Raw genomic sequence first — 12,718 nt, 5'->3', positions numbered from 1 at the left:
ATAAATTGATATGACGACTTTGGTTTCTCTCGAAAATATTTCGGTTTCATTTGGTCAGCGCCGCGTCCTCTCTGACGTTTCGCTGGATCTGAAGCCAGGCAAAATTCTGACATTGCTCGGCCCTAACGGCGCGGGTAAATCAACGCTGGTGCGGGTTGTACTCGGTCTGGTAGCACCCGATGCAGGCCTGATCAAGCGTGACCGGCAGCTACGTATTGGCTATGTCCCTCAGAAACTGCATTTGGACGCCACGCTGCCGCTGACGGTCAGCCGTTTCCTGCGTCTGCGTCCCGATACGCGTAAAGAGGATGTTCTTCCGGCGCTCAAGCGGGTGCAGGCCGGGCATCTTATCGACGCGCCCCTGCAAAAGCTCTCCGGCGGAGAAACCCAGCGCGTGCTGCTGGCCCGCGCCCTGCTGAATAAGCCGCAGCTGCTGGTGCTCGACGAGCCGACTCAGGGTGTGGATGTCAACGGCCAGGTTGCCCTGTATGACCTCATCGATCAGCTGCGTAAAGAGCTGGACTGCGCCGTCCTGATGGTGTCGCACGACCTGCATCTGGTTATGGCGAAAACGGACGAAGTGCTCTGTCTGAACCATCACATCTGTTGCTCCGGCACGCCGGAAGTGGTCTCCATGCATCCGGAGTTTATCTCGATGTTTGGTCCTCGCGGTGCCGAACAGCTGGGCATTTATCGCCACCATCACAACCACCGCCATGATTTGCAGGGACGCATTGTCCTTCGCCGGGGAAACGGTAACTCATGATTGAACTCTTACTGCCCGGCTGGCTGGCCGGGATGATGCTCGCCTGCGCGGCGGGTCCACTGGGCTCGTTTGTTGTCTGGCGCCGGATGTCCTACTTTGGCGATACGCTGGCGCACGCTTCCCTGCTGGGGGTGGCGTTTGGTTTGCTGCTGGATGTGAATCCTTTCTACGCGGTGATTGTGGTTACGCTGCTGCTGGCCGCCGGCCTGGTCTGGCTGGAGAAGCGCCCGCATCTGGCGGTGGATACGCTGCTTGGGATCATGGCCCACAGCGCCCTGTCGCTGGGTCTGGTGGTAGTCAGCCTGATGTCCAATATTCGCGTGGATCTGATGGCCTATCTGTTTGGCGATCTGCTGGCGGTGACGCCTGATGATCTGATCGCCATTGCCATCGGGGTGGTAATAGTCCTCGCAATCCTGCTGTGGCAGTGGCGTAACCTGCTGGCGATGACCATCAGCCCGGATTTAGCCTTTGTTGATGGCGTGAAGCTGCAACGCGTGAAACTGCTGCTGATGCTGGTCACCGCCCTGACCATTGGCGTGGCGATGAAGTTTGTCGGGGCGCTGATCATCACCTCACTGCTGATTATCCCAGCCGCCACCGCCCGTCGTTTTGCCCGTACCCCGGAGCAGATGGCCGGTGTGGCCGTGGGGGTGGGGATGATTGCCGTCACCGGCGGGCTCACCTTCTCGGCGTTTTACGACACCCCTGCCGGACCGTCGGTGGTGCTGTGCGCGGCGATGCTGTTTATCTTCAGCATGATGAAGAAACCGGCCAGCTAAGGTCATTAATTGCCCGGTGGCGCTACGCTTACCGGGCCTACAGGATCGCGCTTATGTAGGCCGGATAAGGCGCAGCCGCCATCCGGCAATTTCCGCCGAGGTTACGGCATCTCCGGCGGCGTTATGCCAAAGTGATCCCAGGCCCGCACCGTTGCCATGCGCCCGCGCGGCGTACGCTGCAAAAAGCCCTGCTGGATCAGATAGGGCTCCAGCACATCTTCAATCGTCTCACGCTCTTCGCCAATGGCCGCCGCCAGGTTATCCAGCCCGACCGGCCCACCAAAGAATTTATCCAGCACCGCCAGCAGCAGCTTGCGGTCCATATAGTCAAATCCTTCGGCATCGACATTAAGCATATCCAGCGCCTGGGCGGCGATCTCATGCGAAATAGTGCCGTCGTGCTTCACCTCGGCAAAATCACGCACCCTGCGCAGCAGCCGGTTGGCAATACGTGGCGTCCCGCGGGAACGCTTCGCCACTTCAAAGGCCCCCTCTTCGCTCATATCCAGCCCCATAAAGCGCGCGCTGCGGCTGACGATATGCTGGAGATCGGGCACCTGATAAAACTCAAGACGCTGCACAATGCCGAAACGATCGCGCAGCGGTGAGGTTAACGACCCCGCGCGGGTGGTGGCGCCAATCAGCGTGAAAGGCGGCAGGTCAATTTTAATTGAACGCGCTGCCGGACCTTCGCCAATCATGATATCCAGCTGGTAATCTTCCATCGCCGGATAGAGCACCTCTTCCACCACCGGTGACAGGCGGTGGATCTCATCGATAAACAGCACGTCGTGGGGTTCAAGGTTGGTCAGCATCGCCGCCAGATCCCCTGCCTTTTCCAGCACCGGGCCGGAGGTGGTGCGCAGATTCACGCCCATCTCATTGGCGACGATATTGGCGAGGGTCGTTTTCCCGAGCCCCGGCGGGCCGAAAATCAACAGGTGATCGAGGGCATCGCCACGAAGTTTCGCCGCCTGGATAAAGATCTCCATCTGCGAACGCACCTGCGGCTGGCCAATATACTCATCAAGCAGTTTCGGGCGGATCGCCCTGTCCACCAGATCTTCTGTCTGAACACTGCCTGCCGAGACCAGACGGTCTGCTTCAATCATCCTTTACCTCACAATGCGGCGCGCAGCGCTTCACGAATCAGGGTTTCACTGGTGGCGTCCGGTTTAGCAATCTTGCTGACCATCCGGCTCGCTTCCTGAGGTTTATAGCCCAGCGCCACCAGCGCGGCAACCGCTTCCTGTTCCGCATCGTCTGTTGCCGGGCCAGCCGGTGAGGTCAGCACCAGGTCGGCGGCAGGGGTAAACAGATCGCCATGCAGACCTTTAAAGCGATCTTTCATCTCGACAATCAGGCGCTCGGCCGTTTTCTTACCGATGCCAGGGAGCTTAACCAGGGCAGCGGGATCTTCACGCTCTACGGCGTTAACAAACTGCGGAGCCGACATCCCGGAGAGGATCGCCAGCGCCAGCTTTGGCCCTACGCCGTTGGTTTTAATCAGCTCTTTAAACAGGGTGCGCTCCTGCTTGTTGTTAAAGCCATACAGCAGCTGGGCATCTTCACGCACCACAAAGTGGGTAAAGACAATCGCTTCTTTGCCCGCGTCCGGCAATTCATAGAAACAGGTCATCGGCATATGGACTTCATAGCCCACGCCTCCGGTCTCAAGCAGCACTATCGGGGGTTGTTTTTCTAGAATGATGCCTCTGAGTCTGCCTATCACGTGACGCTCCTGCGTTAAGGGCTAAAAGTTACCGCTGCCATAATAAAAAAAGGCTGGATAAACATCCAGCCTGATTTTTACATTTAGCGCAATCGACCGCGCGCCAGATTGAGCCGCGATTCGCTCATCTGCACCGCATTCTGGCTGATGTGGCAATGGGTAATGGCGATCGCCAGGGCATCGGCAGCATCCGCCTGCGGATTGGCGGGCAGTTTAAGCAGGGTACGCACCATATGCTGCACCTGGCTTTTTTCCGCACTGCCAATGCCCACCACGGTCTGCTTAACCTGCCGTGCGGCGTATTCAAACACCGGCAGATCCTGATTCACCGCCGCGACAATCGCCACGCCGCGCGCCTGGCCAAGCTTCAGCGCCGAGTCGGCGTTTTTCGCCATAAATACCTGTTCAATGGCGAAATAGTCCGGCTGAAACTGGGTGATGATCTCCGTCACGCCCGCATAGATCAGCTTCAGGCGCGACGGCAGATCGTCCACTTTGGTACGGATACAACCACTGCCCAGGTAGGTCAACTGTCGCCCGACCTGACGGATAACGCCATAACCGGTGATGCGTGAGCCCGGGTCAATACCGAGAATAATTGCCATCACGCCGCTCCGGTTATTGGTTTACGTTGGGCCATTACAGCGTAGCCGCAACCTCGTCGGAGATTTCACCGTTGTGGTAGACTTCCTGCACATCGTCGCAATCTTCGAGCATATCGATCAGACGCAGCAGTTTTGGTGCGGTTTCCGCATCCATATCCGCTTTGGTGGACGGGATCATGGAGACTTCAGCCGCGTCGGCTTTCAGGCCCGCCGCTTCCAGTGCATCACGCACCGCGCCCATCTCTTCCCATGCGGTATAGACGTCAATCGCGCCGTCGTCATAGGTCACCACATCTTCAGCACCCGCTTCCAGCGCCGCTTCCATGATCACATCTTCGTCGCCTTTCTCGAAGGAGATGACGCCTTTTTTGCTGAACAGGTAGGCAACGGAACCGTCGGTACCCAGGTTGCCACCGGTTTTGCTGAAGGCATGACGCACTTCCGCCACGGTACGGTTACGGTTGTCGGACAGACATTCAACCATGACCGCTGTACCGCCAGGACCGTAACCTTCATAAATGATGGTTTCCATGTTCGCGTCTTCATCGCCGCCTACGCCACGGGCGATAGCACGGTTCAGGGTGTCGCGGGTCATGTTGTTGCTCAGCGCTTTATCGATCGCTGCGCGCAGACGCGGGTTGGAACCGGCATCGCCGCCACCCAGACGGGCTGCGGTGACCAGCTCGCGAATGATTTTGGTAAAGATCTTACCGCGTTTGGCATCCTGTGCCGCTTTGCGGTGTTTGGTGTTGGCCCACTTACTATGACCTGCCATAAAAATATCCTCAAAGAGCGCGCCCTTTCAGGCGGCGTTAATTACAAATTCTTCAATCGCCTGCCGGTTGCTCCACGACTTGGTTAACGCCGCAGCTTCGGTCGCATTAACCCAGCGGTAGGTCAAATGTTCGGTGAACACGATCTCCCGTTCGTGGGGAAGCGCAAGGCAGAACCAGGATTCTGTATTGCGTTCAGTCCCCGGCGCATAGCGATGACGTAAATGACTAAAAATTTCAAACTCCACCGTGCGCTGACAGTCCTTCAGGGTCAGTTGCTCGCGAGCAACGTCAATGGTGACCTCTTCCTTTACTTCGCGCGCGGCGGCCTGCAACGCGGTTTCTCCCTCCTCCAGGCTGCCGGTTACCGACTGCCAGAAGGCGGGATCGTCGCGTCGCTGCAACATCAGCACCCGCTTCGTGTCTTCTGCATAAATGATCACTAACACGGAAACGGGAAGCTTATATGCCATATCAGTTTTTCTCTTCCTTTTTCACCACTTCGATACCCAGCTCGCTCAGGGCGGTTGGGTTAGCAAAGCTTGGCGCTTCGGTCATCAGACAGGCCGCGGCGGTGGTTTTCGGGAAGGCGATAACATCACGAATGTTGTCGGTACCGGTCAGCAGCATGGTCAGGCGATCCAGACCAAAGGCCAGGCCCGCGTGCGGCGGAGTACCGTACTTCAGCGCGTCCAGCAGGAAGCCAAACTTCTCGCGCTGCTCTTGTTCGTTAATGCCCAGAATACCAAACACGGTCTGCTGCATTTCACCGCTGTGAATACGCACGGAACCGCCACCCACTTCGTAGCCGTTGATGACCATATCGTAGGCATTCGCCACAGCCTCTTCCGGCGCCGCTTTCAGCTCTGCCGCGCTCATATCTTTCGGCGAGGTGAACGGGTGGTGCATAGCGGTCAGGCCGCCTTCGCCGTCGTCTTCAAACATTGGGAAGTCGATAACCCACAGCGGCGCCCATTTGGCTTCGTCGGTCAGGTTCAGATCTTTACCCAACTTCAGACGCAGTGCGCCCATTGAATCGGCAACCACTTTCTTGTTGTCTGCCCCGAAGAAGATCATGTCGCCATCCTGGGCTTCGGTGCGCGCCAGAATGGATTCGACGATCTCTGCATTCAGGAATTTCGCCACCGGGCTGGTGATGCCTTCGATGCCTTTCGCGCGCTCGGTGACTTTGATGTAAGCCAGGCCTTTCGCGCCATAAATCTTGATGAAGTTACCGTAGTCGTCGATCTGCTTACGGCTCAGGCTCGCACCGCCCGGTACGCGCAGGGCAGCCACGCGGCCTTTCGGATCGTTAGCCGGGCCGGAGAAGACCGCAAACTCTACGCCTTTCACCAGGTCGGCAACGTCCACCAGCTCCATCGGGTTACGCAGGTCTGGCTTGTCGGAGCCGTAACGGCGCTCGGCTTCGGCGAAGGTCATGATCGGGAAGTCGCCCAGATCCACGCCCTTCACGTCCAGCCACAGGCTGCGCACCAGCGCTTCCATCACTTCACGCACCTGCTCGGCAGTCATGAAGGAGGTCTCGACGTCGATCTGGGTAAATTCTGGCTGACGGTCAGCGCGCAGGTCTTCGTCACGGAAGCATTTGACGATCTGATAGTAGCGGTCGAAACCGGACATCATCAGCAGCTGTTTGAACAGCTGAGGAGACTGTGGCAGCGCGTAGAATTTGCCTTTATGGACGCGGGATGGCACGAGGTAATCGCGCGCGCCTTCCGGGGTCGCTTTGGTCAGCATCGGGGTTTCGATATCGAGGAAACCGTGATCGTCCATAAAGCGGCGCACCAGGCTGGTGATTTTCGCGCGGGTTTTCAGGCGTTCGGCCATTTCCGGGCGACGCAGATCGAGGTAGCGATATTTCAGACGCGCTTCTTCGGTATTGACGTGGTTGAAATCCAGCGGCAGCGATTCTGAACGGTTGATGATGGTCAGATCGGTCGCCAGCACTTCGATTTCGCCGGTCGCCATGTCGCTGTTGATGTTTTTCTCGTCACGCGCACGCACGGTACCGGTCACCTGGATGCAGAACTCGTTACGCAGTTCAGCTGCCAGCTTTAACGCATCGGCGCGGTCTGGATCGAAAAACACCTGCACGATGCCTTCACGGTCGCGCATATCGATAAAGATAAGGCTGCCAAGATCACGACGACGGTTGACCCAACCACACAAGGTCACCTGCTGTCCGACGTGGGACTGACGCAGCTGCCCGCAATATTCTGTACGCATGAGATATCCCTTAACTTAGCCGCAGGCTACTATGTCGCAGCTTTTTGTATGTCAAACTGGATGAAAAAAGGCGGCTATTATACTGGAAATTCCGCCAGACGATAAGAGAGAAGCGCGCCATGCGCGCGTTTGCTGCTCGCATCTTGCATATTCTCACAAAATTTAACAAAAATATCAGACCTGGAACAGGCTGGCTCAGCGTAAGGTATTAGCATGGCTCACTATTTAACAGGAAAAACCATGTTCACACTCGACGCTGCCCGTACCGCCCTTGTGGTGATTGATTTACAGGAAGGGATCCTGCCCTTTGCCGGTGGCCCGCATACCGCTCAGGATGTGGTCAGCCGCAGCGCACGTCTGGCGGAAAAATGCCGCACCAGCGGCTCGCCGGTGGTGATGGTCCGCGTGGGCTGGTCCGCTGATTTCGCCGAAGCGCTGAAGCAGCCGGTAGATGCACAAGCCCCTGCCCATGCTCTGCCGGAAAACTGGTGGGACTACCCGCTGTCACTGGGTAAGCAAGAGAGCGATATCGAAGTGACCAAGCGCCAGTGGGGCGCGTTTTACGGCACCGATCTTGAGTTACAGCTGCGTCGTCGCGGCATCGATACGATCATTCTGTGTGGGATCTCCACCAATATTGGCGTCGAATCCACTGCCCGCAACGCCTGGGAGCTGGGCTTTAACCTGGTGATCGCCGAAGATGCCTGCAGCGCAGCTTCGGCAGAGCAGCATCTCGGCAGTATGACGAATATCTTCCCGCGTATTGGCCGGGTACGCAGCACCGAAGAGATTATCAACGCACTATGATCTATCTGGGGTTACCCCAATGGTCGCACCCGAAATGGGTGCGACTGGGCATAACGGGTCTTGAAGAGTACGCCCGCCACTTTAATTGTGTGGAGGGTAACACCACGCTCTATGCCCTGCCTAAACCTGAAGTGGTGGCGCGCTGGCGAGAGCAGACCAGCGACGACTTTCGCTTCTGCTTTAAATTCCCGGCCACCATCTCCCATCAGGCTGCGCTGCGTAACTGTGACGATTTAACCGCAGAATTTTTTACCCGCCTGTCGCCGCTGGCCAGCCGCATCGGCCAGTACTGGGTGCAGCTCCCCGCCACCTTTGGCCCACGCGATCTGCCCGCGCTATGGCAGTTTCTCGATGCCCTGCCCCGGGAGTTCACTTATGGCGTTGAGGTTCGTCATCCTGAGTTCTTCATGAAAGGCGAGGCGGAGAAAGCGCTCAATCGCGGTCTGCACGAACGCGGCGTTAACCGCACCATCCTCGACAGCCGCCCGGTCCATGCCGCCATACCGCACAACGAGGCCATCATCGATGCCCAGCGTAAAAAACCGAAGGTACCGGTACATGCGGTGATGACCGCCAGCAATCCGATGGTGCGTTTTATCGGCAGCGACAACATGCCGCAAAACCAGGCGCTGTTTGCTGTCTGGTTACAGACCCTGGCGAAGTGGGAACAGACCGCCACGCCGTATCTTTTTTTGCATACCCCTGATATCGCCCAGGCGCCGCAACTGGTCGATGCTCTCTGGCACGCCTTGCAGACCGTGGCGCCGTCCATTGGCGACGCTCCCACAATCCCGCAACAATCTTCTCTTTTCTGAGCTCACCCCCTATCATAGAAGTGCCATCTGCCAAAAAACAGGGAGTTTGTATGGTTTGCGCGCTGTATGCGGTACTGGGTGCGTTACTGTTAATCAAGTTTTCGTTCGATATTGCGCGCCTGCGGATGTTGTACCGCGTCTCTTATGGCGACGGAGGTTTCTCTGAGTTGCAAACCGCAATCCGCATTCATGGCAATGCGGTGGAGTATCTCCCGACGGCACTGATCTTGCTGTTATTTATGGAAATGAATGGCGCGGAGACCTGGATGGTGCACGTCTGCGGCCTGCTGCTGATCCTTGGGCGCCTGATGCACTACTATGGTCTCCATCAGCGTCTGTTCCGCTGGCGCCGCTCCGGCATGAGCGCGACCTGGTGTTCGCTTGTGCTAATGGTGCTGGCTAACCTGTGGTATATGCCCTGGGAGTTGGTTTTCTCCCTGCATTAGCGCACAATACGCCCCTTTATTTATCCCGGATTTTTACGTTATGTCAGATCGCGACACGCTTTTTTCTGCGCCTATCGCCAGTCTGGGCGACTGGACCTTTGATGAACGGGTGGCTGAAGTCTTCCCGGATATGATCCAGCGCTCGGTCCCCGGCTACTCTAATATCATCTCCATGATTGGCATGCTGGCGGAACGTTTTGTTCAGCCGGACACGCAGGTCTACGATCTGGGATGTTCGCTGGGCGCAGCCACGCTGTCGGTTCGTCGTAATATTAAGCACGACGGTTGCAAGATTATCGCTGTGGACAACTCACCGGCCATGGTTGAACGCTGCCGCCGCCATATCGACGCCTGGAAAGCCCCAACGCCGGTAGAAGTGGTCGAAGGCGATATCCGCCATATCGAGATTAAAAACGCCTCGATGGTGGTGCTGAATTTTACCCTGCAATTCCTGGTGCCCGAAGACCGTCAGCTGTTGCTGGACAAAATTTATCAGGGGCTGAACCCTGGCGGCGCACTGGTGCTGTCGGAAAAATTCAGTTTCGAAGATGCCACCGTCGGCGAACTGCTGTTCAACATGCACCACGATTTCAAACGTGCCAACGGCTACAGCGAGCTGGAGATCAGCCAGAAGCGCAGCATGCTGGAAAATGTGATGCTGACCGATTCGGTTGAGACCCACAAAGCCCGACTGCACAAAGCCGGATTCGCGCACAGCGAGCTGTGGTTCCAGTGCTTCAACTTTGGCTCACTGGTGGCGCTGAAAGGCGGTAACGCATGATTGATTTCGGTAACTTTTATCAGCTGATTGCCAAAAACCACCTCTCCCACTGGCTGGAAACCCTGCCCGCGCAGATCGCCGCCTGGCAGCGTGAATCCCTGCACGGCCAGTTTAAGCAGTGGAAAAATGCGGTGGAATTCCTGCCAGAAATGACGCCCTATAAGCTCGACCTGCTGCACAGCGTTACCGCCGAGAGCGAACAGCCGCTGAGCGAAGGCCAGATGCTGCGTCTCGAAAACCTGATGCGCAACCTGATGCCGTGGCGCAAAGGGCCATTTTCCCTCTACGGCATGCAGATCGACACCGAATGGCGTTCAGACTGGAAGTGGGAGCGCGTGCTGCCGCACCTCTCTGATTTAACCGGACGCACCATTCTGGATGTCGGCTGCGGCAGCGGCTATCACATGTGGCGTATGATTGGCGCAGGCGCCCATCTGGCGGTAGGCATCGACCCGACCCAGCTGTTCCTCTGCCAGTTCGAAGCGGTGCGCAAACTGCTGGGCAACGACCAGCGTGCGCATCTGCTGCCGCTGGGGATTGAGCAACTCCCGGCGCTGGCCGCGTTCGACACCGTCTTCTCGATGGGCGTGCTCTACCATCGCCGCTCCCCGCTGGAACACCTCTGGCAGCTGAAAGATCAGCTGGTCAACGGCGGTGAGCTGGTGCTGGAGACGCTGGTGGTTGAAGGGGATGAGAACACCGTGCTGGTGCCTGGGGATCGCTATGCCCAGATGCGTAACGTCTACTTTATTCCGTCGGCGCTGGCGCTGAAAAACTGGCTGGCGAAGTGCGGTTTTGTCGATATCCGTATTGCGGATGTCTGCCCTACCACTACCGACGAACAGCGCCGCACCGAGTGGATGACCACCGAATCTCTGGCCGAGTTCCTCGATCCGAATGACAGCAGCAAAACGATTGAGGGTTATCCAGCCCCGGTCCGCGCGGTGTTGATTGCCACCAAGCCCTGATTTTCCTTCCCAGCTCTACATCATTTGCTCCCTCTCCCTTGAGGGAGAGGGCTGGAGTGAGGGGCAACATGCGACTGAGGTGGTGGTTCCGTTCACCTTACGTTCTGCGCTTCTCTGTCAACAGCGTCACCCGTGAACGTGTGAAGGGGGCTCACCGCCGCCCCCTTCACAATCCCGGCTCCCGGCCAGGAAAATCGCCGCTTCGCGGTGACCCTCAGCTTATTCCTTCAGGCTTTCGGGTCGGGCACCAGCCTGCATCCCTGCAGGCTATGCCCTCTCGGCGCATCCCTGCGCCTCGCCCCGGCCTTCCGGAAACGCTTCGGCGATTTTCAGCCGGATCGGGGAGCCGCTGTAAGTCCTTTATTCTATTATTTTTCTTCATAGCTTTAAGAACATAAATAGTATCAGGAACGGTTCTGTGTTCTCAAAAATGAGACAAAAAAAGACCCCTGTTGAATTTGCAGGGGCCTGGTACAAACAAGCATCATATTGGGCGACATGATGCGCGGTAAAAACTGTTTTAGCGACAATACCTTTCAATTATCGCCTTCATCTCTGCAACCGACTCTCCCTCGACGCCATAGCGGGAATATTCATCCGCGTCGGCATCCGTCGACATCGACAAGCCTGTGTTGCGATAGCGCATGGGTGACGGCAACCACTTGCCTGCCGAGCTGTGCAACTCTTCCACCCCTGCCTGTAAAAACGTCTCCAGATTGGCGGCGCGAACGCCAGCACCCGCCATTATTATTGGAACACCTGATTGCGCTTTTAGTTCCTTAATTAATGAAATACCTTTTTCGGCGGAGGCGTGTTGACCCGAAGTCAGCACACGCGCAACCCCCAGTTCCGCGAGGTTTTCAAAGGCTTGCCGCGGATTTACACACATATCGAAGGCGCGATGAAAAGTTACCGCCATCCCCTCTGCGGCGGCCATAATCTGGCGCATGCGCGGCATATCGATATGGCCATCCTCATCGAGCAGGCCGGTCACCAGCCCCGGATACCCCAGCTCACGCACCAAGGCGATATCCTCCAGCATGGCGTTAAATTCACCGCTGCTGTAGCAAAAGTCCCCGCCACGGGGTCGAATAATCGGGTGAACCGGAATGCTCACCGCCTGACGCACCGATTTCAGCACCCCATAAGAGGGGGTCAGCCCGCCCTCTTTCGGGGCGGCACAGAGTTCAATACGATCGGCGCCATGCGCCTGCGCGGTCACGGCGCACTCCATGCTGTAACAACAGATCTCCAGCAATGCCACGAAGCCTCCTTATAGCCTGTTGGGTTTTGCATCATGCCATGCCGCCTTCCCCGCGACACAGCGTCACCTCACAACTCTTTCGCTTTATTGCTCACTGGCGACAATCTCTTCGATTGTCCAGGGGTGAAACTTCACCGTCACGCTGCCGTCGGTAACCGCCAGGGTCGGATTTGGCAGGCGCTCGCGTTCCCCTTTTGGCGAGCTGGTTTTCACAAAAATGCCCGGCTGACTTAAGCCCTCATCAGAGAGCAGCGCCAGGGCGCGGGCATTCAGGGTTTCCGGGTCGCCGGGCAGGACAATCTCGATGTGCTCCCAGCCTTCGTGGGGGTAGCGTTTTTCACCCGGCCACGGCAGTTCAACCACCGTAAAGCGCCAGTGGGCGACGCAGACAGGTTCATGCAGCTTAAAGAGACAGATAGGACGGCCATTGATGATGTTCTCCGAGAGCAGTTCGCCGCACTGCTCAAATCCGCGCCGCCAGCGCTCCGCCGTGGCATTCTGATGGCAGCGCAGGGAGATGTGGTCCGCCGCGAGCGGAGCGATATCCAGACCCAGGCGAGCGGAAAGCGCCGCAAAGGCGTCAGTGAAACGCGGTAAATCGGCTGCAATATCCTGCAGGTCGTCAATAGATTGCCAGTTCGCCATCATCAGTACTCTTATCGTCATGCAAAAGCGTTAATTTACTCTGTTGCTGGCTTGCGACCAACCGCTGTTTTGAGCCAGTGCTGACGG

15 protein-coding genes are annotated in these 12,718 nt (G+C 57.3%); 7 read left to right on the top strand and 8 right to left on the bottom strand.

Annotated features, from left to right (window positions below; genetic code table 11):
- Positions 1 to 10 precede the first annotated feature (10 nt).
- Together znuC and znuB are read left to right on the top strand one after the other, a co-directional pair.
- Positions 11 to 766, top strand: coding sequence for a zinc ABC transporter ATP-binding protein ZnuC (gene znuC / locus DVA43_RS03680; protein WP_114314609.1), 756 nt, complete (start codon positions 11 to 13; stop codon positions 764 to 766).
- Positions 763 to 1,548, top strand: coding sequence for a zinc ABC transporter permease subunit ZnuB (znuB, locus tag DVA43_RS03675; protein ID WP_103822383.1), 786 nt, complete (start codon positions 763 to 765; stop codon positions 1,546 to 1,548). Before znuC ends, znuB begins: the two co-directional genes overlap by 4 nt.
- A gap of 101 nt (positions 1,549 to 1,649) precedes the next feature.
- Here the strand turns inward: znuB and ruvB are convergent, their stop codons facing one another.
- The 6 genes from ruvB to aspS all read right to left on the bottom strand — a co-directional run bounded on the left by ruvB (position 1,650) and on the right by aspS (position 6,905).
- The gene (ruvB, locus tag DVA43_RS03670; RefSeq protein WP_103180062.1) at positions 1,650 to 2,660 is read right to left on the bottom strand and encodes a Holliday junction branch migration DNA helicase RuvB; all 1,011 of its coding nucleotides are present in this window, start codon (positions 2,658 to 2,660) and stop codon (positions 1,650 to 1,652) included.
- Positions 2,661 to 2,668: 8 nt separating this feature from the next.
- Positions 2,669 to 3,280 (bottom strand): Holliday junction branch migration protein RuvA, encoded by a 612-nt coding sequence (gene ruvA / locus DVA43_RS03665; protein WP_103822384.1) that lies wholly within the window; start codon positions 3,278 to 3,280, stop codon positions 2,669 to 2,671.
- A gap of 83 nt (positions 3,281 to 3,363) precedes the next feature.
- A complete protein-coding gene (gene ruvC / locus DVA43_RS03660; RefSeq protein WP_103180064.1) occupies positions 3,364 to 3,885 on the bottom strand; it encodes a crossover junction endodeoxyribonuclease RuvC in 522 nt (173 codons plus the stop codon).
- Between the two features lie 34 nt (positions 3,886 to 3,919).
- Positions 3,920 to 4,660, bottom strand: coding sequence for a YebC/PmpR family DNA-binding transcriptional regulator (locus tag DVA43_RS03655; protein WP_103180065.1), 741 nt, complete (start codon positions 4,658 to 4,660; stop codon positions 3,920 to 3,922).
- A 27-nt stretch (positions 4,661 to 4,687) separates the two neighbouring features.
- On the bottom strand, positions 4,688 to 5,131 hold the full coding sequence (gene nudB / locus DVA43_RS03650; protein ID WP_103180066.1) for a dihydroneopterin triphosphate diphosphatase: 444 nt from the start codon (positions 5,129 to 5,131) through the stop codon (positions 4,688 to 4,690).
- Position 5,132: 1 nt separating this feature from the next.
- Entirely contained in the window at positions 5,133 to 6,905 is a 1,773-nt protein-coding gene (gene aspS / locus DVA43_RS03645; protein WP_114314608.1) for an aspartate--tRNA ligase, read from the bottom strand.
- Positions 6,906 to 7,145: 240 nt separating this feature from the next.
- Between aspS and DVA43_RS03640 the strand changes: the two genes are divergently transcribed.
- From DVA43_RS03640 to cmoB, 5 genes are read left to right on the top strand one after another with little or no spacing between them, the layout of a single operon-like run.
- Positions 7,146 to 7,712: a hydrolase gene (locus tag DVA43_RS03640; RefSeq protein WP_103822386.1), complete on the top strand. Its 567-nt coding sequence runs from the start codon at positions 7,146 to 7,148 to the stop codon at positions 7,710 to 7,712.
- Entirely contained in the window at positions 7,709 to 8,527 is an 819-nt protein-coding gene (locus DVA43_RS03635) for a DUF72 domain-containing protein (RefSeq protein ID WP_114314607.1), read from the top strand. The genes DVA43_RS03640 and DVA43_RS03635 overlap by 4 nt, the downstream gene beginning before the upstream one ends.
- A gap of 50 nt (positions 8,528 to 8,577) precedes the next feature.
- Positions 8,578 to 8,973 carry an MAPEG family protein gene (locus DVA43_RS03630; RefSeq protein WP_114314606.1) on the top strand — a complete coding sequence of 132 codons (396 nt, stop codon included), beginning with the start codon at positions 8,578 to 8,580 and terminating at the stop codon, positions 8,971 to 8,973.
- A gap of 40 nt (positions 8,974 to 9,013) precedes the next feature.
- Positions 9,014 to 9,754 (top strand): carboxy-S-adenosyl-L-methionine synthase CmoA, encoded by a 741-nt coding sequence (gene cmoA, locus DVA43_RS03625; protein ID WP_103822388.1) that lies wholly within the window; start codon positions 9,014 to 9,016, stop codon positions 9,752 to 9,754.
- Entirely contained in the window at positions 9,751 to 10,722 is a 972-nt protein-coding gene (gene cmoB, locus DVA43_RS03620) for a tRNA 5-methoxyuridine(34)/uridine 5-oxyacetic acid(34) synthase CmoB (RefSeq protein WP_103822389.1), read from the top strand. Before cmoA ends, cmoB begins: the two co-directional genes overlap by 4 nt.
- 520 nt (positions 10,723 to 11,242) lie before the next feature.
- Here the strand turns inward: cmoB and cutC are convergent.
- Positions 11,243 to 11,986, bottom strand: coding sequence for a copper homeostasis protein CutC (gene cutC / locus DVA43_RS03615; protein ID WP_114314605.1), 744 nt, complete (start codon positions 11,984 to 11,986; stop codon positions 11,243 to 11,245).
- Positions 11,987 to 12,070: 84 nt separating this feature from the next.
- Positions 12,071 to 12,631 carry a VOC family protein gene (locus tag DVA43_RS03610; protein ID WP_114317068.1) on the bottom strand — a complete coding sequence of 187 codons (561 nt, stop codon included), beginning with the start codon at positions 12,629 to 12,631 and terminating at the stop codon, positions 12,071 to 12,073.
- Positions 12,632 to 12,718: the final 87 nt, after the last annotated feature.

It is taken from the genome of Leclercia sp. W6, assembly GCF_003336345.1.
Lineage (GTDB): Bacteria > Pseudomonadota > Gammaproteobacteria > Enterobacterales > Enterobacteriaceae > Enterobacter.
The sequence above is the reverse complement of the archived record's forward strand: the minus strand, read 5'-3'. Positions and strand labels throughout refer to the sequence as shown.